Source organism: Spirosoma daeguense (assembly GCF_054776875.1).
In genome coordinates, this window is record NZ_BAAHBF010000004.1 from 245,232 (window position 1) to 266,735 (window position 21,504).

General features: G+C 40.0%; 17 protein-coding genes. 15 read left to right on the forward strand and 2 right to left on the reverse strand.

Annotation, left to right across the window (positions count from 1 at the left end):
• Nucleotides 1–2 precede the first annotated feature (2 nt).
• Nucleotides 3–1,082 carry a class II fructose-bisphosphate aldolase gene (gene fbaA, locus ACYVD4_RS13935; protein WP_460946591.1) on the reverse strand — a complete coding sequence of 360 codons (1,080 nt, stop codon included), beginning with the start codon at nt 1,080–1,082 and terminating at the stop codon, nt 3–5.
• A 140-nt stretch (nt 1,083–1,222) separates the two neighbouring features.
• On the opposite strand from fbaA, the gene ACYVD4_RS13940 reads away from it, so the two are divergent.
• From ACYVD4_RS13940 to ACYVD4_RS13950, 3 genes are all read left to right on the forward strand, one after another.
• Nucleotides 1,223–1,879 carry a hypothetical protein gene (locus ACYVD4_RS13940; RefSeq protein ID WP_460946593.1) on the forward strand — a complete coding sequence of 219 codons (657 nt, stop codon included), beginning with the start codon at nt 1,223–1,225 and terminating at the stop codon, nt 1,877–1,879.
• Between the two features lie 55 nt (nt 1,880–1,934).
• Complete coding sequence (locus tag ACYVD4_RS13945) at nt 1,935–2,738, forward strand: TIM barrel protein (RefSeq protein ID WP_460946595.1); 804 nt, start codon at nt 1,935–1,937, stop codon at nt 2,736–2,738.
• Nucleotides 2,739–2,883: 145 nt separating this feature from the next.
• On the forward strand, nt 2,884–4,443 hold the full coding sequence (locus tag ACYVD4_RS13950; protein ID WP_460946597.1) for a hypothetical protein: 1,560 nt from the start codon (nt 2,884–2,886) through the stop codon (nt 4,441–4,443).
• Here ACYVD4_RS13950 and ACYVD4_RS13955 read toward each other — a convergent pair.
• Nucleotides 4,409–4,642, reverse strand: a complete 234-nt coding sequence (locus tag ACYVD4_RS13955) for a DUF2905 domain-containing protein (protein ID WP_460946599.1) — start codon at nt 4,640–4,642, stop codon at nt 4,409–4,411. The two genes, ACYVD4_RS13950 and ACYVD4_RS13955, sit on opposite strands and share 35 nt — an antisense overlap.
• A gap of 545 nt (nt 4,643–5,187) precedes the next feature.
• Here ACYVD4_RS13955 and ACYVD4_RS13960 point away from each other — a divergent pair.
• The 12 genes from ACYVD4_RS13960 (at nt 5,188) to ACYVD4_RS14015 (ending at nt 21,497) form a co-directional block, all read left to right on the forward strand.
• On the forward strand, nt 5,188–7,356 hold the full coding sequence (locus ACYVD4_RS13960; protein ID WP_460946601.1) for a DEAD/DEAH box helicase: 2,169 nt from the start codon (nt 5,188–5,190) through the stop codon (nt 7,354–7,356).
• Between the two features lie 730 nt (nt 7,357–8,086).
• Nucleotides 8,087–8,920, forward strand: coding sequence for a polysaccharide biosynthesis/export family protein (locus ACYVD4_RS13965; RefSeq protein WP_460946603.1), 834 nt, complete (start codon nt 8,087–8,089; stop codon nt 8,918–8,920).
• Nucleotides 8,921–9,063: 143 nt separating this feature from the next.
• On the forward strand, nt 9,064–11,418 hold the full coding sequence (locus ACYVD4_RS13970) for a GumC family protein (protein WP_460946605.1): 2,355 nt from the start codon (nt 9,064–9,066) through the stop codon (nt 11,416–11,418).
• Between the two features lie 102 nt (nt 11,419–11,520).
• On the forward strand, nt 11,521–12,819 hold the full coding sequence (locus ACYVD4_RS13975; protein ID WP_460947545.1) for a nucleotide sugar dehydrogenase: 1,299 nt from the start codon (nt 11,521–11,523) through the stop codon (nt 12,817–12,819).
• 44 nt (nt 12,820–12,863) lie between these two features.
• Nucleotides 12,864–13,961 carry a sugar transferase gene (locus ACYVD4_RS13980; RefSeq protein WP_460946607.1) on the forward strand — a complete coding sequence of 366 codons (1,098 nt, stop codon included), beginning with the start codon at nt 12,864–12,866 and terminating at the stop codon, nt 13,959–13,961.
• Nucleotides 13,962–14,002: 41 nt separating this feature from the next.
• Nucleotides 14,003–15,115 carry a DegT/DnrJ/EryC1/StrS family aminotransferase gene (locus ACYVD4_RS13985; protein WP_460946609.1) on the forward strand — a complete coding sequence of 371 codons (1,113 nt, stop codon included), beginning with the start codon at nt 14,003–14,005 and terminating at the stop codon, nt 15,113–15,115.
• A gap of 4 nt (nt 15,116–15,119) precedes the next feature.
• Nucleotides 15,120–15,698, forward strand: a complete 579-nt coding sequence (locus ACYVD4_RS13990) for an acyltransferase (RefSeq protein ID WP_460946611.1) — start codon at nt 15,120–15,122, stop codon at nt 15,696–15,698.
• 12 nt (nt 15,699–15,710) lie between these two features.
• Nucleotides 15,711–16,670, forward strand: a complete 960-nt coding sequence (locus ACYVD4_RS13995) for a Gfo/Idh/MocA family oxidoreductase (protein WP_460946613.1) — start codon at nt 15,711–15,713, stop codon at nt 16,668–16,670.
• A gap of 50 nt (nt 16,671–16,720) precedes the next feature.
• Complete coding sequence (locus ACYVD4_RS14000) at nt 16,721–17,572, forward strand: ABC transporter permease (RefSeq protein ID WP_460946615.1); 852 nt, start codon at nt 16,721–16,723, stop codon at nt 17,570–17,572.
• Between the two features lie 74 nt (nt 17,573–17,646).
• On the forward strand, nt 17,647–19,305 hold the full coding sequence (locus tag ACYVD4_RS14005) for an LIC_10190 family membrane protein (protein WP_460946617.1): 1,659 nt from the start codon (nt 17,647–17,649) through the stop codon (nt 19,303–19,305).
• 9 nt (nt 19,306–19,314) lie between these two features.
• Nucleotides 19,315–20,610: an ABC transporter ATP-binding protein gene (locus tag ACYVD4_RS14010; protein ID WP_460946619.1), complete on the forward strand. Its 1,296-nt coding sequence runs from the start codon at nt 19,315–19,317 to the stop codon at nt 20,608–20,610.
• A gap of 29 nt (nt 20,611–20,639) precedes the next feature.
• Nucleotides 20,640–21,497: a class I SAM-dependent methyltransferase gene (locus ACYVD4_RS14015; RefSeq protein ID WP_460946621.1), complete on the forward strand. Its 858-nt coding sequence runs from the start codon at nt 20,640–20,642 to the stop codon at nt 21,495–21,497.
• Nucleotides 21,498–21,504 lie beyond the last annotated feature (7 nt).

Consider the following 21,504-nt stretch of genomic DNA (forward strand, 5'->3'; position numbering starts at 1 on the left):
TACTACGCAAGCCGGTTGATACAGTTCAAATCTTCGAAAGCTAGTTTCAAACGCGATACCATGCTTTCTTCGCCTTTACGCAGCCACACACGTGGATCGTAGTATTTTTTGTTTGGTGAATCGGCACCTTCGGGATTACCCAACTGCGATTGCAGATAGCCTTCTTTTGCTTTGTAGTATTTCAGAATACCTTCCCACATAGCCCATTGCATATCGGTATCGATGTTCATTTTGATCGCACCGTATTTGATGGCTTCGCGGATTTCTTCGCGGCTCGAGCCCGAACCACCGTGGAATACGAAATTCACTGGCAATGGCCCTGTGTTGTATTTCTCCTGAATATACTCCTGAGAATTGTGCAGGATAATCGGCGACAGTTTCACGTTACCGGGCTTATAAACACCGTGTACGTTTCCGAAAGCAGCCGCAATAGTGAAGTTCGGCGAAATCTTGCTCAGCTCTTCATACGCATACGCTACTTCAGAAGGCTGGGTATACAGTTTCGAATCGTCGACATCTGAGTTATCAACGCCGTCTTCTTCACCACCCGTTACCCCCAATTCAATTTCAAGCGTCATGCCAATTTTGGCCATCCGCTCGAAGTATTTCGCACAGATCTCGATGTTTTCTTCGATTGGCTCTTCCGACAGATCGAGCATGTGCGACGAGAACAGGGGTTTACCCGTTTCTTCGAAATGCTTTTCACCAGCCGTTAGCAGACCGTCGATCCAGGGCAATAATTTTTTAGCGCAGTGGTCGGTATGCAAAATAGCCGGAACGCCGTAAAGTTCAGCTACACGGTGCACGTGCAACGCTCCCGAAATAGAGCCAGCAATAGCCGCCTGTTGCTTATCGTTTGGAAGCGATTTACCAGCATAAAAAATGCCGCCCCCATTTGAGAACTGAATGATTACCGGCGAGTTAACGACTTTTGCCGTTTCAAGAACAGCATTTACCGAATCCGTTCCAACAACGTTGACGGCTGGTAACGCATAATCATTTTCATTGGCGTGACGAAAAAGTTCGCTAACGCCTTCACCGGTCACTACGCCGGGGGCAAATCGAGTGGCAGCTTCGCTCATAAGTTAGTCTATTTTTGTATTATTCTCAGAAAGAGTTTACCAGAAAGACTCTCAGCAACTCTATTTGATTTCGGAGGGTAAAGTTGGGGATATTAGACCAATTTTGCTACTATTGCTTTCCACTCAACTAATTTATAAACATGATATTCTCCAGATATTTAGTTCTCCTTTTTATCAGCCTAGGAAGATTATCAGCGCAAAATTACCCTGATCAAACATCTCATCCGTCACTACCCGATAAGGACTACATAGTTTTTAGTGCTATACTTAACCATTTTTCGAAATGCGGCAATGCAAAATATACTTATCTCCAGAATCGGGTATTGTTTATTAATCCGGTTACAGAAGTACAAACTCGTTACGGTTTCAGATTTGACTTTACAAAAGCACAAGAAAGCTTAACCTATCTACTTCCCAAGGAATTCACATTTTATAAAGATCCGGCATGGCAACAGTTTATCGCTTCGGTTGACAGTAGTAGGTTCCAAAAATTTTCTATTCAAAAACCACTTGATTTACAATGCAATAAGACTGCTGTCTGGTCATCAGAAATGCAGGAACATTATTTTGGTAAAGATTCTCGCTTTCGTGGTTATTATGCGCTGCAAGCAGACTATAGCAATTTTGGCGCTATCGTCAGTTTATCCAATGCTGTTTACTCTGGCGATACCAATAAGGCAATATGCTACTGTTCTAAAATCAGTGACTCAAAGGCCGGTTCGGGCAATTTGGTGTTCCTAGAATTGAAAAACGGGCACTGGATAATCGTAGGGTCGGCTCAATTATGGGTTGCATAATCCTAAAATCTCAGTAAAATTTCATTGCTTTCTATAAACCAAGCTCCTTATCCTTTTGAAAACGCTATTCTTCTGCCCAACGTGGGGCATGGAAAACCTGTCTTATTCTGATGCGGCAAAACGAATCAAAACCGCCGGATACGATGGTATGGAAATTGCCGCCGGTCGCGACAAACGTAAAGAAGCCATGCAGGTCACTCGTGACAATGGTCTTGAGGTAATTCTGATGGCTTTTGGCAGTGGTTCGAACTTCGCCGAACACAAGAAAAAATATCACGACGACCTGCTCGACATTACCTCGTATAAACCATTGTTTATCAATGCACACACGGGGCATGATTACTTCACGTTTGAGCAAAACGCAGAACTAATTCAGGTAGCTACAGATGTGCAAAAGCAAACTGGTGTTCGTATTCTGCACGAAACCCACCGGGGCCGATTTTCATATAGTGCTCCAGCTATTCAGTATTATCTATTGAAAATACCCGAATTGCGTCTTACTGCCGATTATTCGCACTGGGTCAACGTAGCAGAATCGTACATGGCCGATCAGGCCGATAATGTAAATCGCGCTATTGCGGTAAGCGATCATATTCATTGCCGGGTTGGCCATCCCGAAGGCCCGCAGGTAAACGATCCGCGCGCACCGGAATGGAAAGACGCCCTCGAAACTCATGCCAAATGGTGGGATGCGATTCGGGCACGGCTTCAAAAAGCAAACGTACCAACACTCACGGTTACGTGTGAATTTGGTCCAGCGGGTTATTTACCAACCTTACCGTTTACTCAGCAACCCGTTGCCAGTCAGTGGGATGTGAACATATTCATGAAGGATTTCCTAAAAAAACGCTGGCAATAACGTAACGCGGACATTCTGTCCGTCTGGTTTTAATAAACATCACAGCGAACAGAATGTCCGCGTTACGTAGTAATTGTAGTATGATTTTTGCTCTGAACAGTAAACCTGTTCGCAATTCAAAAGTCGTATTCGTAAATTTGACTCTATGCTCCGAAAGCTCTACATAATCTGGTTATTGCTCCTAATCTCCCACTGTTCGGTACGGGCACAGTTGGCGCATTCGCTACGGATCGAAATTCCGTCGGACCCAGATGAAGCAGAATCTTTCGACGTAACACCCCTTCAAGAACAAGGTATATTAGTCACAATTAGAACAGGCGGTTTTCTCGACAATCATTCTCCTAAGTTTAATTTCCAGAAATACGATGTTAACCTGAAACGTATCTGGCAAACTACTTTCGAACCAAACGCTACGTTCAAACCCGTAATGGGGTACAATACAAACCAGTTCGTTTATCATATTTTTCGCGAAGACGATTCCGATAAGTTTCAGTTTCTCCGCCTGCACCTCGACGATGGTACGTTAGAAACGTTTGAAGGTAAACTCATCGACCAGTTCGACGTACATGAATTTAAAGTGATGGGTAGTCAGGCCTATATTGGCGGTTATCGGCACGGCCGCCCTGTAGTAATGGCATTCTCCTTCTTCGACCACTCAGCGAAAGTACTACCGGGGATGTACGTCAATCGAATGGAAATCAGCAGCCTGGAAGTTGACGAAACACGACAGCAGGTTAACGTACTGGTTCATTCGCTGAAGCGTCATTGCAAATTTTCACTACGTACCTATGATTACGACAGCAAACTGCTACGTGTCACAGATTTTGATGGAGCGCAGAATAGCTTGATTTCGGGTAAGTTATTACCCCTCAATGATCAGGAGTCGTTGCTTGTAGGCAATTATTCGACGGATTGCACACCTTATTCACAAGGAATTTACGTAACACGTTTACGTCATGGTGAAACAACCGCTGAGCCAATCGATGCGATTCAATACATTGAGTTTTCGCAACTGGAGAACTTTTTCAATTTCCTAAAGCCACAACGTCAGCAGAAACTGCTGGCTAAAGCCCAGAAAAAGAAGGAAGAAGGTAAAGATTACAAATTCCATTATCGGTTGTTGGTCCACGATCTGCAACCTACGCCCGAAGGGCTGATATTGGTAGCAGAAGTATATTATCCTCAGTATCGCGGCAGTACGATTGCTTATGGTGGTTATGTACGTAATACCGATCGCTATGATGGCTATCGGTATACGCACGCCTTCATTTGCGAATTCAGCAAACAAGGAAAATTACTCTGGGATAATTGCCTGCCTATTAAAGAATTAATAAGCCGGGATTTAACAGAAATGGTGCAGGTTTCGCAGCAGGGCGACCGGATTGTGCTGGCGTATCCGAGCGATGGAGAAATCACCACAGAAGTGATTCAGCGGAATAAAATCCTGAAAGAAAGCGAGAGATTTAAACTTCACACGAATGCCGAAGAGGAAAAAGTTACCTTTTCGGCTCAGGATAACCTGATGGCTTGGTATGGGCAGCATTTTCTGGCCTGTGGATTCCAGAAAATTGCCCCATCGAAAAATGTGGCACAGCAACGAGAGGTGTTCTATCTCAATAAGCTAACGTATCAAGAGAACTCTGAAAACCAACCGGCGAAATCAACCAGTGTTAAGAACCGAAAAACCGACGGATCAGAACGATAATCAGATTTAGTAAGAGGCTGATAACAATACACGTAACGACGGGAAAATAAAAGCCTCCTCCCTCTTTACCCTCGATACGTATGTCGCCCGGTAAGCGGCCGAGCCAGTGCAGTTTATCGCCGAAATAGTAAACGACCAGCCCCACTAGTATTAGAGCAGCACCAATCAAAATAATATATTTGCCAACTGTAGGCTTCATAGCCTGTAAAACAAAAAGTAAATAATCCCGAATGAATGCTACGTAGCATTCAGGAGTTCCAAATATAGTTTGGTATTACGTTTCTCAGCACTCTTTTCACGAATGACCAACGTACTGGGCAATTACTAATTCTCGAATAAATACAATAATTACTAGCTTATACTTGCTTATTCAAGTATTTCTCCTTACTTTTGCACCAGATTTCACAAGCGACATCCGTCGCGTCTCTGTTTCTCTCCTTTTTGCACGCTGAGTTAGGTCTGACAGAGCCCAGTACGGATGTACAGATGGGTTTTCTGTGTGGACGCTCCCGGGTTGGAGCAATTGCGCGTGGGCTAATCGTCAATCGGTCGTAATCAGAACGTCGTGGGTCGACGTTGATACGTTGTCTTTTATCCTTGAAATAGTTGGCTGGGCCATCGATGCATATAACTAGGGCCTTGTTGGGTAGCATCGTTCGTTGGGCAATTTTAGCAATATCGCGCCGTTCACTGGCCAATACTCGTCTTCGCTTGGAGAGTTAATAACATTTATTTCCAAGTTACATGAAAACGAAAACAACTAAATCCGTTGATCAAAACGATCTTCTGGATATTGAAAAAGTGGCTCAGGACATGGCTAATAGTGCTGTCTCCTCGAAGGAAACCACAACTGAACCAAAACCAAAAACTTCCCGTAAAAAAACTGAAAAAGCTACTGCTGAATCAGTCGATACTACACCGTTTGATGTTGCTACTGAGACTGTAGTGGAAGGCATTGCTGATAAGGTCGTGATTGTTGCCGATGAACCGCATATACCTGCGGGTGAAGCAACCGCAACCGACGCAGAACCAGTTAAACCAGCCACGCCTAATCAGCTTCTATTTTCGGACCTGAATATTTCAGACGAAGTTCTTCAAGCGGTTACAGATATGGGCTTTGTTAGCCCATCCCCTATTCAGGCCGAAGCTATTCCTCCCATTCTGGATGGTCGTGACGTAATTGGTCAGGCACAGACAGGTACAGGAAAAACAGCAGCGTTTGGTATTCCAGCCCTCGAACTTGTTGATGTTCAGAGTCGTTCGGTGCAAACGCTTATCCTCTGCCCCACCCGTGAATTAGCCTTGCAGGTAGCCGACGAAATTCGGAAACTAGCGAAATATAAGCGAGGTGTTAAAGTCGAAGCGATTTATGGTGGCGATTCGATTGAGCGTCAGATTCGGTCGCTCAAGTCGGGCGTTCATATTGTGATTGGTACGCCGGGCCGGGTAATGGATCACATGGAGCGGAATACGCTTAAGCTCGACAATGTGAAAATGATGATTCTCGACGAAGCCGATGAAATGCTAGACATGGGCTTCCGCGAAGATATTGAAAGCATTCTCGACGATATGCCCGAAGATCGGCAGACGATTCTGTTCTCGGCAACCATGTCGAAGCCGATTATGCAGATTACCCAGAAATTCCAGCAAGATCCTGTACTGGTGAAGGTTGTCAAAAAAGAATTGACAAACACCAACATCGAACAGGTTTATTTCGAGGTAAAACCGAAAGCAAAAGTAGAAGTGATGTGTCGTCTTATTGACACCTATGACCTGAAACTGATGCTGGTATTCTGTAACACGAAGCGGAAAGTCGATGAGATTGTTGAAGATCTTCAGATTCGTGGTTATCAGGCAGAAGGCTTACACGGCGATTTACGGCAAGCTCAACGGAACAACGTAATGAGCAAATTCCGCTCAGGTACAACCAATATTCTGGTTGCTACCGACGTAGCAGCCCGTGGTATCGACGTAGATGACGTGGACGCTGTTATCAATTTCGACATTCCGCTCGATGAAGAGTACTACGTTCACCGTATTGGCCGCACAGGACGTGCTGGCAAATCGGGTCGTGCGTTCTCTATGGTTGGTCGCGATGAAAAATTTCGTTTCCGCGAAATTCAGAATTATACAAAAGTTCGGGTCGAAAAAGGTGTTATCCCATCGTTCGAAGATATTGTTGGCATCCGTAAAGCTCGGTTCATTGAGCAGTTGCAACAGACAATTGCCGAAAGCCGTGACTTGAATTTATACGATGACCTGCTCACCCAATTGCAACACGCTGGTTTTTCGACTGAGCAAATCGTATCGGCTCTGGTGAAACGTAGCATGGGCATCGAGAAAAACGAATTTGCTGATCAAAACCTTGGTCTGGAAGATGACCGTCGTCGTGAAGATCGTCGGGGTGGTCGCGATGACCGGGGTGGTCGTTTTGAGGATCGCCGTGGCGGTCGCGATGATCGGGGAGGCCGTTTTGAGGATCGCCGAGGTGGTGGTCGTTTCGAACGCGATGATCGTGGTAGTGCTGGTGGTAGTCGTTTTGGCGACCGAGATCGCAACGACCGTGGAAGCCGCTTTGGATCGGATCGTGACCGTAATTCAGGACCACGCGAAGGAGGACCGGGCCGTAACGGTTACTTCGAACGCGACGATAAACGTGTTCCTCGCGAACGAGAGGCCAATATGGCTCGATTAATGGTGAGCATTGGTCGTCGGGATTATGTAAGACCCGGCGATATTGTAGGGGCCATTGCGGGCGAAGCCAATATCCCAGGCAATAGTATCGGCAGCATCGATATATTCGACAAATTCACCTATGTCGACGTACCAAAAGACGTAGCAAACCGAGTGATTGATGCTATGGAAGGTAACACAATTAAAGGTCGCCGAGTGAATATTGAAATGGCACGCTAATTGCTAACATTAAATCAACAAAAAAGCCGAAATGGACTCACATTTCGGCTTTTTTGTTGATTTAATAGACAATACGAAAACAAATCATTGATTAAACGGCATTCGGTTAATCATATAATATCTAAAATACTATATTCCAATAAGGTACATTACACAATCAGACCGGATTGACTCAACTAATTTTCTATATCTAGTTCAAAGAAGTATATCTTCACTGAAAATCGCAATAAAACACCTTAAGTATGTATTTACTTTTTTCTACAAATTTACTACAAATAAGCAATATATTACTATTATACAACCAAAAAAGACAATAAAATTACTAATAAGAAGTTTTTTTAAGCTATTCTTTCTCTAGTTCTATTTTCTGGTGCACTTATTGCATACCTATTAAACGAGACAAATAGCAGATACAACTCCCTTAGTTAAGTATAAAATTTGCCATAATTGGTAACATTACAAGTTAGCGGAGAGGCTCGTGGCTATTAAAGAAGATTGGTTATTAACTATTACCATCGTCGGATAATCTAGCAGAACGGGTGGTTATTGTGTGCCATAGTTCATATAAGAAACTAGTCTCAACTTTATCAATACAGTTTAATAAGAAGCTCTAAATCAGAGCTATTTTTTCGGTAAGTCCATCCAGAATATGGGACTGAACGGGCGAAGCTGTAAAATATGTCTTTTAGTCTACTCTAAACAATTTAATACATTCTATACATTTAACTATATGACTCTCAGAAAACTAGCAGGATTCCTTGCTATCAAATTCTTAGTAGTAGTATTGTTGGGTTCGTGCGCGGTCGTGAAACCTTTACCCCCAGAGCTAGAGTATTTTCAAACTAGCGATTCATTATATCCAGCACAGATAAAAACAATTGCCCCGCTAGTATCCAGAATTGAGAAGAGAGATATTCTAGGAATAATGGTCAGTAGTTCGAGCAAAGAATATAATGACATACTAAACTTTAATAACGGAACATCCTTACCACAAGCTACATTTTCGCCCGGAGAAAACGGAGCGGGTAATCAAACGATAGGCTTCCCAGTCGATTCATTGGGCTATATAACATTACCCCTGATTGGTAAGCAGAAACTGGCCGGATTAACCTTACAGCAAGCGGAAGAAAAACTACGTGTTGAGCTCGAAAAAACGCTTAAGTTTCCCTCGGTAATTATACGATTTGTCAATCATAAATTTACTGTATTAGGAGAAGTCGGGCACGTTGGAACGTTCAGTTTATTGAATGATCAAACTACGCTTATTGACGCAATTGCAGCGGCTGGAGATTTATCAGTACATGCCAAACGCGACAGTATAAAAATCATCAGAACAGTAAATAATAGAAAAGAAATTGGTATCGTAAGTTTAAAAGGTACAGATGTGTTTTTATCGCCCTATTACTACGTTCATCATGACGATATAATTTATGTAGAACCAACAAAAGATAAAGCAGTACCAGCACCGCCAACTACAAATGGAATATTCCTTCAACGTGCTGTTCTTTACATGGGTCTCTTAAGTACACTTATTTCATTAGGAACCTTGATTTCAAGATTTTAGTCTTGAATCTGAATTCGGTAGTAATATATAAATCTGGATTAATAGATAATCTGGCGAATAAAAAAACGATTGTTACGGATGCTTCCAGCGTAATGAGCTGATCTCAGGCTGATTGCTGTGCTAATATTAATGCCATTATGACAATGAATAACGAGAATCTGACTATTGAGGACGAAGAAAGCAACACAGCTATCCTCGATTATCTATACAAATTCCTTAGATATTGGTATTGGATTATAATATCATTAATCGTTAGTATTTCGTTTGCGTATTTTTATCTAAAAAAATATACGCCAATCTATCAAATCAATGCTACGCTTTTGATCAAAGACGAAAAAAAAATGAATTCAGATGTAATTGAAAAATTAGATATGAATATCAAAAGTAAACTCGTTGAAAATGAAATTGAGGTACTAAAATCCAGAGCATTAATTGGCAGAGTAGTAGATAAATTAAATCTGGTAGTTACTTACTGGAAAGAAGGAAAATTTCGTAGTACAGAACTACACAAAGAAAGCCCTATTGATATTAAGGCTAAAGAGCTAACTATTTTCTCTCATAAAAACCCTATGTATGTACAAATAGGGCCAAACAAAAGTTATCAGTTACTCGACGAAGGCAGAAATGTTTTAGGAACGTTTGAATATGGAAAAGCAATAACCAATAAATATGGAGAATTTACGGTTTTCGATCGAGATAGTATATACGATCAGCCCGCTTCCGAAATTAAGGTTCTTTTTCGTAGTCGCGATGGGCTGGTTAATAGTTTAATTACTGAACTTCAGATTGCTTTACTTAACCCTCAAAGTACACTTATTTCATTAAGTCTCGAAAGCGCAATTCCAAAGAAAGGAAAAGACATTCTTAACCAGCTTCTTAACGAATATTCGTTAGCTTCCTTAGAAGATAAAAACAAAGAAGCAGCAAACACGCTACGTTTCATTGAAGAACGTCTAAAACTCATTACGACCGAATTAGGCGGTGTTGAGCAGAATATAGAACAATATCGCAAAGCACAGGGAGTCAATGATTTAAGCGCAGAAGCCGCTACGTTCTTAAAAAAAGTTGAAGAGAATGACTCAAAACTCAATGAACTCGATGTTCAGTTACAACTTCTGGATAGAGTCGAAGAGTATTTGAGCAGCTCGCAGGCTGGTGTAATTGCCCCCGCCACCATGATGGGTTTTAGCGACCATATTTTAAGTTCGTATATTAATCAGTTGTCGCAGTTAGAAACAGAGCGGAGCAAATTATCCCAAGCCGTCCAACCAGGAAACCCATCACTGGAAGCATTAAATACCCAGATACGTACTGTTAAGCAATCGATCCGAGAAAGTATAAGCAAACAACGGACTAGCTTATCAGCCAATAGATTAGGAATAGCTGGCGTCAATAAAGGCCTTGAGAGCGCCATGCAGAAAATTCCTAGAAAAGAGCGTGAATTTGTGGGTATCAAGCGGCAGGCAAATATTAAAGAGGATTTGTATCTTTTGCTGCTAAAAACACGGGAACAAACGTCGTTATCCTATGCCTCAACGGTTACAGATAGCCGAATTGTGGATGCTCCTTATTCATCAGAAGGACCTATTAGACCGGACAAGAACAATATTTATTTAATGGCTCTTTTATTGGGATTGGTCATTCCAATTGCATTAATAGCAACTAAAGAAGCACTAACTAATACTGTTCAATCGAAAAAAGAAATTGAAAAGAAAACCGGGCTAAAAGTTTTCGGAGAAGTAGGCTTGCAAACTAAGGTTGATAAGGGCGAAATAATTGATATTAAGAGTCGAAATTTTGTAAGTGAGCAAATACGAATGCTACGTTCAAATATGCGTTATTTATTTCTTGATACGCATGATAGTATTGGCAAATCTATTCTGATTACTTCTTCGATTAGTGGAGAAGGTAAAAGCTTTATGACATTAAATATCGCTGCTTCTCTAGCCTTATTGGGAAAAAAAGTAGTGATTATTGGTATGGATTTAAGAAAGCCTAAAATCCATGAACATTTGCAAGTAAGTAATAAGGTAGGCATGTCTAACTACTTGATTGGGCAATTAGGGTTAGCTGATATTATCATGTCGACTTATATAGACAATCTTTATATTATTCCAAGTGGGCCAGTTCCTCCTAATCCATCAGAATTAATTAGCAAAGGACGTATCAAAGAACTTATTACAACGCTACGTCAACCTTTCGATTATATTCTTATTGATACTCCTCCTGTAGGGCTAGTTACGGATGCGCTTCTTTTAGAATCATGCACGGACGTTTGTTTTTATCTGGTACGCCATGAAAAAACGCCCAAATTGAATTTATCGACTATTAAAGAATTGAGTGACAAAAAAGTATTTAAGTCGATAAATATAATTTTCAATGCTGTAAACTATAAAAATTCATCATCGTATGGATATGGTTATGGCTATACGAAAAACGAATATTACGCTGAAGAAGAAAAAAGGAGCTGGATTAAAACGTTAGTCACTAAAGAATAATACGTAAGGGCAAATTCAGGATTTAATTTCTGTAAAAGCTGAAACACATCTACTCAAGTGACAATAGCCATTCAATCTGAGTTATCGGAGCTTATTACTCCGATGGATTTCCCAATAGCAGACTTAATACCTTTGCCACCAGATAAAGTTGCAATAGGTATAATAGGTCTCGGTTATGTTGGGCTACCATTAGCCGTTGAGTTTGGAAAAAAATATGCAGTGGTAGGGTTCGACATCAACAAGAGTCGGGTAAAACAATTATCGGAAGGATATGACTCAACGCTTGAAATAAGTGATGAGCAAATAGCTTGCTCCTGTAACCTGACGTTTACGCACGAAACTGAGCAGCTCAAGGAATGTAATGTGTATATCATTACGGTGCCAACGCCCATTGATAATTTCAAAAAACCAGATTTAAGTTTTTTAATAAAAGCATCAACAACAGTCGGTAGGCTTTTAAAGAAAGGAGACATTGTTATTTATGAATCAACTGTGTATCCTGGCTGTACGGAAGAAGATTGTGTGCCTGTTTTAGAAAAGAGTAGTAAACTAGTTTATAACAAAGATTTTTTTTGCGGCTACTCCCCCGAACGTATTAATCCGGGAGATAAAGAACGAACACTGGCAAAAATTCTAAAAATTACGTCTGGTTCTACCCCCGAAATTGCTACATTCATTGATAAGCTCTATGGTTCAATCATTGAAGCCGGAACACATAAAGCCCCCTCTATTCGTGTAGCAGAGGCAGCCAAAGCTATCGAAAATGCGCAGCGAGACATTAATATTTCCTTTATCAACGAACTGGCGTTAATCTTTGATCGGATGGGAATCGATACAAACGATGTTCTTGAGGCTGCCAGTACAAAATGGAATTTTTTAAACTTTAAGCCCGGTCTGGTTGGCGGCCACTGCATTGGTGTTGATCCATATTATCTGGTTCATAAGGCACAAAGTTTAGGATATTATCCACAGGTAATATCATCAGGCCGTCTGGTAAATGATAGAATGGGCGTATTTATAGCAAAAAAAATCCTCAAACAATTAATTGCCAACGGCGTACAAATCCAACAAAGCAATGTGCTTTTGTTAGGCTTTACATTTAAAGAAAATTGCCCCGATACTCGTAATACAAAGGTTATAGATATTTATCACGAACTTAACGATTTTGGTATCGATGTCGATGTTTATGATCCTTGGGCTTCAACCAAAGATGTTTATGAAGAGTATAGCATTAAATTACTTGAAGAACTTAGCCATAAACAATATGACGGCATTATACTAGCGGTAGCTCATAAACAATTTTTCAGCTTAAATATAAATGCACTAAAAAAAGGGAGTAATTCTATAGTATTCGATGTAAAGTCAATTTTTGATAGAAGCCTAGTTGATATACGTTTATAACGTACTACTGATTATAACTATATCAACCTATAACATTCCGCAAAATGTCTTATAATCAGTATAATATATCTGGAGATAATACATTTAACTCTACGTTTTCAGATCGAGATTCGAACTTACTAGAATCCAGTGAAAACGCTATTTCAAATAAGCTACATGATTTTTTATCAAAGTTTAGTGGTATAGAATCATGGGATTTAACTTACCTGAAAGATCTTAATTCCGACAGTTCAAATAAACGTGTTAACAATATATTTATAGGGGATATTTTACTAAAAAAGCATGACCCTAACTTAGTATTTAACACTATACGACAAATAATAGAATCTGACAAATATTTTGCTTTTAGAACCACTACGTCTGAAAACATAAAAACAAAGCTTCAGCATAAATTCCCAACATTACTATTTTATTTCTATTATCCCTTCTATTTTTTAATACGTAGAGTGATTCCCCGAGTTAAGGGAATTAAAGAAATAGCTAGATTTCTCCACATGTATGCAGATATGCCGAGAGCTGAGGTTATTGGGCGGTTGATTTATAAAGGATTTGATATTGTTGATTTTATCGACACAGGCTATGAAACTGTCCTAATTACTAAAGTTAATCTTACCAAGAACCCAAGCATGACAAAAGATTTTGTATGTGAGGGATTCATATTTAAAATGGACAGGCTGGGCAAGGAGAAAGAAAATATTATTGTCTATAAAATACGTACAATGCATCCTTATGCAGAATATATATCAGATTACTTACACAAAACATATGGTTTAGACACAGGTGGAAAATTCAAAAATGATTTCAGAGTTAGCACCACCGGGCGCGTGCTACGTAAATACTGGATCGACGAATTTCCTATGTTTATCAATCTCTTAAAAGGGGATATAAAATTAGTAGGAGTAAGACCAATAAGTTCGTATTATTTTAGCTTATATCCACCAGAAGCTCAAGAAATTAGAAGTAAGCATAAACCGGGTTTGTTACCGCCTTTTTATGCCGACATGCCTAATACATTCAACGAAATTGTTCAGTCAGAGATAAATTATTTAAACCAATACGAAAAAGCGCCTTTTAAAACAGACGTTACTTATCTAATAAAAATCGCAAAGAATATTCTTATAAAGAAAGCACGTAGTAAATAGCTATATCGAAAGTGGTCCAGAGTAATCATAAACAAATACAGATGGTTGATTTAAAAAATCAATACCTGACTATTAAATCGACCATCGACGCAGCTATTCAGGAATGTATTGATACAACTGCCTTTATTAAAGGGCCACAAGTTGGCCAATTTGAACAGCAGCTAGGTCAATATCTGAACGTCAAACACGTAATAAGTTGCGGCAACGGGACAGATGCGCTGCAACTAGCCATGATGGCATTGAGCCTGCAACCCGGCGATGAGGTGATTGTTCCAGCATTTACCTACGTAGCAACCGCCGAAGTTATTGCCCTTTTGGGGCTTAAGCCCATTATCATCGATGTCGATCCCCGCACCTTCACGATTAATCAGGACTTAGTAGAAGCCGCCCTTACATATAAAACAAAACTGGTGGTTCCTGTTCATTTGTTTGGGCAATGCGCTGATATGGAAGGAATTCGGCAGGTTTGTGCAAAAAACAACATTGCGATTATTGAGGATAACGCACAGGCAATCGGTGCTACGTACAGGTTCAGTAATGGTACATCTGCTGCGGCTGGTGCCATCGGCGATCTGGGCACTACCTCGTTTTTTCCTTCGAAAAATTTAGGCTGCTTTGGCGATGGTGGAGCCGTATATACCAATAATGACGAGCTTGCCCATCGAGTTCAGATGATTGGTAATCATGGTCAGGTTCGGAAATACCAGCATGAGCTTATCGGCATCAACTCCCGGCTCGATACGATTCAGGCGGCTGTTCTGATTGAAAAGTTGAAATACCTGGATCGCTATACGCAGTCACGTCGGCAGGTTGCAGACCACTACGATGAAGCTTTTCGACATATTCCAGCGATCGAAATTCCTCACCGTCGGCAAAGCTCTACGCACGTTTTTCATCAGTATACTTTGAAAGTTCCAGCCACTGCCCGCGATGGCTTAAAAAACTATCTGGCACAAAAAGGTATTCCCAGTATGGTCTATTATCCTATTCCGCTAAACCATCAAAAGGCTTACCAGCATCTTGGGCGCGTAGTGGGCGATCTGGCAATTACTCAGGATTTGTGCAAGCGGGTTTTATCACTACCAATGCATACTGAACTATCCATTTCAGAGATAGACTATATAAGCGATACTGTTATTGACTACTTCTCCTGAGTCTATGGAAGCCATTTTTATTCATCCGACTGCGGTTGTCGATGAAGGTTGTACAATTGGCGAAGGCACCAAAGTATGGCACTTCTGCCATATAATGCCCGATAGTACAATTGGGAAACAATGTAACATCGGGCAGAACGTAGTGATTTCGCCCCAGGTCGTACTGGGCAATAATGTTAAAGTCCAGAACAACGTATCGATTTATACGGGTGTGACCTGTGCAGACGACGTATTTCTAGGCCCTTCAATGGTTTTTACGAACGTAACAAATCCACGTAGTGCCATAAACCGGCGTAATCAGTACGAAAAAACGTACGTGGGCAAAGGTGCCAGCATTGGAGCCAACGCCACTATTGTTTGCGGAAATGATATTGGCCAATACGCTTTCATCGGTGCGGGTGCAGTAGTAACTAAAAATGTTCCTCCCTATGCGCTGGTGGTCGGCAATCCGGCCAAACAGATAGGTTGGATCAGCGAATACGGTCACCGTTTGTCTTTCGATGAAACAGGTAAGGCCACCTGCCCTGAGAGCAGGGCTATTTATGAACTAAAAAACGGTGAGATTTCTCTCGTCGCTTCTTAATCAGCTTCCTCTATGAAAAAATTCGCCCTGATTGGTGCGGCAGGTTTCGTTGCCCCCCGGCATATGAAAGCTATAAACGAGACGGGTAACGTACTGGTAACGGCTTTCGATAAATTCGATTCGGTTGGCGTTCTGGACAGTTATTTCCCAAACGCTAATTTCTTCACAGAATTTGAGCGCTTCGACCGCCATATCGACAAGCTTCGGCGTCAGGCCAACCCAATCGACTACATCACAATTTGTAGCCCCAATTATTTACACGATGCGCATATCCGTTTCGGCTTGCGTAGCGATACGGATGTTATTTGCGAAAAACCGCTCGTGCTAAATCCATGGAATATCGACGCCCTCGCTGAGATGGAAAATGAAACGGGAAAGCATGTTTACAACATTCTTCAGCTCCGCTTACATCCAAGTATCATTGCGTTAAAGAACCGAATTGAAAATGGTCCGGCAGATAAAATTTATGATCTGGATCTGGCCTATATCACATCACGCGGCAAATGGTATAATATTAGCTGGAAGGGCGACGTAGCGAAATCGGGCGGTATTGCGACCAATATTGGGGTTCATTTTTTTGATATGCTGGCCTGGATTTTCGGAAAAGTGCAAAAGAACGTAGTACATATCCGGGAGCACAATACGGCATCTGGTTATCTGGAATTGAGCAAAGCGCGGGTTCGCTGGTTTTTAAGCACTGATCCCGAATCGCTACCAACAGCCGTCAAGCAAAAGAATAAACAGACGTATCGTTCGCTTCAGATTGAAGGCGAAGAGATTGAATTTAGCGACGGCTTCACCGACTTACATACAAAAAGTTACGAAGCGATTCTGGCTGGTAACGGCTTTGGATTGCAGGAAGCCTATCCGTCGATTGAGATTGTTCACGACATCAGAAATGCAAATTTGACACAGTTAAGTAGCGATTATCATCCATTGGTTCAACATTTACGCTATCGAATTGCTGCTTAAATAACCTTCTGGTTCATTTATGCTACGTTCCATTTTCAATATATTCTGACGTGATTGCCGAAGAAAAGCGCTATTCAAATTCGATTACGCACGAAAATAGCCTGCTCGATTTACGCCTAGCCGAAATCTGGCAATACCGCGATTTGCTAATGCTATTTGTTCGGCGCGATTTGGTTGCAAAGTACAAACAGACGATTCTGGGACCGATCTGGTTTTTTATCCAACCCATCTTCCAAACAATCGTATTAGCCATTGTTTTTGGGCGAATGGCTGGCCTTTCAACCGACGGAGTACCTCCTATTCTGTTCTATTTGGCTGGAATCACAGCCTGGAATTACTTTTCGAGTTGCCTTCGCTCAACCTCAAATACTTTTACGACCAACGCGTCTTTATTTGGCAAGGTTTATTTCCCAAGGGCCGTAGCTCCGTTATCGGTTGTGATTAGTAACCTGATTCAATTCGGAATTGGCTTACTACTTTTCCTAACCATTTTCACATTTTATAGCCTGACCAACAGCGATTTATGCCCTAATAGTGTACTGCTTTTACTGCCACTTTTAGTACTTATAATGGGGCTGATGGGCCTAGGTTTAGGGATGTTGATTTCGGCACTAACAACTCGCTATCGCGATTTACAGTATCTGGTTGAATTTGGCACACAGCTATTGATGTATGCAACGCCAATTATTATTCCGTTGTCGGCAGTTCCTGTAGCATACAAACCCATCATGCTGGCAAACCCAATGACGGGCGTTATCGAATTATTTAAATACGGTTTTTTTGGGGTTGGCACCTTCTCGTGGTCGCTACTTCTGTATTCAGCGAGCTTTACAATAGTAGTATTGTTAATAGGCTTGATAATATTCAATAGGACTGAAAAAAACTTTATGGATACTGTTTAGCAGCAATCTATTCAGATCATAAAACGCAACGTATCTATTATAAATCAAACTAAAAATTAGCTCAATACGTAGTAATGCTTGCCCAACTGTTCTCTTTTTTACTCTGTAGCTCCTGCTTTCTTCTCCTCGGGGCGCTAACCAAAAAGTTGACAAATTGGTCAATCTCGTACTATTATGATTTCTTACTTGGCTTTTGCATTTCAAACAGTATTTTCACATTTATATCTATCTTCTACCCAATAAATAACTTAGTAACCAGCACGTATTTAGTTGTATTAACTCTCCTTAGCATATTAAATAAAAATTGGCTAATCAGTTACGGAAAAGCTATTTACAAAAAACTAGCAATCGAACTAGTAGATCAACCAATTATATCCGGCATTACATTATTATTTATTGGTATCACGTATTTTCAATCATTGTATCCTCCCACTTTACATTATGACGCTGCTTTATATCATATTCCAAACATAAAATGGATATCAGAATATGCAACGATACGTGGATTAGCCAATTTAAACATTGTATTCGGATACAATTTCAATATATTCCCATTATATGCTGCATTTTCGTTTCGTAATCTATTCGGGCAAAATATTTATTCTATTAATTTGATAATTACTTGCGTATTCTTAGTGTGGATATTTTCGAATATCAAAAAAGCAATTGTAAATACAAATCACCTGTTAGGCATAAGCTATTTATTAGTCCTTTATTACTTGATAGTAAATTATTGGATTCACGTATCAACACCTTCTAACGATATTGTTGTTTTCATATTAGTTATAATCTTACTGCACTCTATCGCCGACATAAATGTTAATAAAGATGCTATTTTCCCGATTTTTATTCTTTCATTCTATAGCATTACTGTTAAACTCTCAGCAGGGCCAATACTATTATTAGCGTGTTACGTAGCATTTCTAAGATACTTTTGGTCATCTGGCTTAAGATTAGCCACAACTCTAATTTTAAGTAGTTTTACGTTAACACCTTGGCTTTTTAAGAATGCGATTATTTCTGGCTGGTTACTATTTCCTTTTCCAAATATGGACTTATTTTCTGTAGACTGGAAAGTACCTATTACAGATGTTATTACACGCAAAGAACTGATAAAAGGATTTTACATGCCTAATCGTGGAAACATAGAAGGTAATTGGCTACATACTTGGTTATTTAGTCAAGATAAAATAGATCTTTTCACAATAAGTTTCACAGCAACAGTGATTTTTATTGTGATTTTGAAGGCAATAAGAAATAAAAAGAATATATTTTTGTATGACAACGTGGCAATTTTCATATCTATAGTTGGTATAATTTATATGTTTCTGAATTCGCCTAGCCTTCGCTATTGCGTTGCTTTCTTTCTGATAGCTATTATATTTTCAATAAGAGTTATCAACAATAAATCTAGCGTCAGTAAATATTTATTCTATAGCTTAAGCTCATTATTAGTTATTTTTTTCCTAAAAGATAATTGGTTCCATCCATTACATTTTTTCAAGAATATTAGCAACAGGGCAGTTGTCCCTTATTCACATGTAAACTTAGATAGCAAAGAGTTTGCATATTTCCTGATCGACAATAAGGTAAAGTGTTACTACCCAATTGGTTCTGACCAATGCTATGATCAAAATCTACCTTGTGCTTCTATAAAATTAGAGGGACTACATCTAAGAGGTAAAACAATTCAGCAAGGATTTTATAAAAGCCTCGTAAGCGACCTTAAGTAATCTGCATAGATGAAACCCATTATTAAAGTCGAAAATATTTCCAAGCAGTATCGGTTAGGAACAGTTGGTACTCGCACGATCCGCGACGATTTTCAGCGATGGTGGCATCAGCTACGTGGTAAAGAAGATCCTTTTTTAAAAATCGGCGATGTAAATAATCGAGCTACAAAAGGCGAAAGCGAATATGTATGGGCACTGAAAGATATTAGCTTCGAAGTAATGCAGGGCGATATTTTGGGGATAATTGGCGAGAATGGCGCCGGCAAGTCAACATTACTGAAAATTCTCTCTAAAGTAACAGGGCCAACCACGGGACGTATTGATTTTAATGGCCGAATAAGCAGTTTACTGGAAGTAGGTACAGGTTTTCATCCCGATCTGACCGGACGGGAAAATATCTTCCTGAATGGAGCTATTTTAGGAATGAGCAAACGGGAAATACGTAGTAAACTCGACGAGATAATCGATTTTTCAGGCTGCGAGCGCTACATAGATACGCCAGTAAAGCGCTATTCGAGCGGCATGATTGTACGTTTAGGTTTTGCTGTTGCTGCCCATCTCAATCCAGAAATTTTAATTGTCGATGAAGTATTAGCCGTTGGTGATGCCGAATTCCAGAAGAAAGCCGTCGGAAAAATGCAGGATGTCAATCGAAACGACGGACGTACTGTTTTATTTGTGAGCCACAACATGTCAGTTATTAGTGATATGTGCACGAAAGGCTTGTTGATGGAGCAAGGAAAAATAAAAATGCACGATCAAATTAATAATGTATTACTTAACTATTTAGCCAGTGACAATTCAAAAACAGAAAAAGAATGGTCAGATTTAAATGCGCCAGGTAACAATACAATAAAACTAAGAAAAGCATACGTAGTAGATACAAATAATACGATAATTAGTCATGCATATATAAATGAATCTATCGGTTTTTGTGTAGAATATGAGTTGTTAGAGGATATTGATTTTTTCACACATGGAATAAATGTTTTTAATAGCATGGAAATGCATTTATTCTCTTCTCATGATAGTTTAAAATTTGACCGTAAAAAGAAATTAAATAAAGGATTATACAAAACAACTGCGTGGGTGCCAGCAAACTTGCTCCAGAATGATTTGATAGAGTTCAGTTTCGCCTGTATGCGTTACAATCCATTTGAGCTCCTATTCCATGAAGCAAACGTACTGAGATTTAACGTATTAGAGCCAGCTATTGCATTGACCCGTCCAGAAAGCTACAATGGCAAGTTACCGGGTTTAGTTAGGCCTCTTTTAAAATGGGATGAGAGGAGATTATTGGCCTGAATCCGCGATTAATAAACCACCTTATCAAGATGACAGTAAATCAAATGGAATTCACGGGAGAACGATATATTCCTGAAATGTCAGGAGAAATTGCCTATGAGCACATGAATAGGTATTATTTTGTAATTAACCAATTAGATATTACAAATAAAGTTGTTCTTGACATTGCTTCTGGCGAAGGTTACGGCACAAGATTATTATCAGATCACGCTGAACATGTTTACGGAGTTGATATCAGCGACGACGCGGTTAGTCACGCCAAGGTCAAATACAAGAAAAATAATTTAACTTTTTTAGTAGGAGACGCTATATCTATTCCTATACAAAGTAATTCTATTGATGTTGTTGTAAGTTTTGAAACCATAGAACATATAGATAAACATCAATCGATGATCGATGAAATAAAAAGAGTATTAAAAAAAGATGGTGTACTAATTATTTCTTCGCCCGACAAACTTCATTATACAGATTTAAATGATTCCGTAAATCACTTTCATGTCAAAGAATTATACTACGAGGAGTTCAAATCTTTAATGAATAACAATTTCAAAAAATCACTTTTTTTTAGTCAAAAAATATTTGCGGGGTCCGTAATTGCTTTAGACGAAGAACATAATCAATACCAAAAACCATTAATAATTGATAGAACGGGGACTAAAACATCGTTTGAACCAAAGTATAATATAGCAATCGGCACAAATGGTGAAAATCTATCTTTTAATTATACGATGGTAAATTATACAGATATAGAAAGGATCATTATTCCAGCCGAGCTTGCCCATGCCCATTATGAAGGTCAGTTGCACATTACCAAGTCCTTATCATATCGCATAGGCTCTATATTTGTAAAGCCACTTAGAAGTATAAGCCGCTTTCTAAAAAAGTAGTATTTAC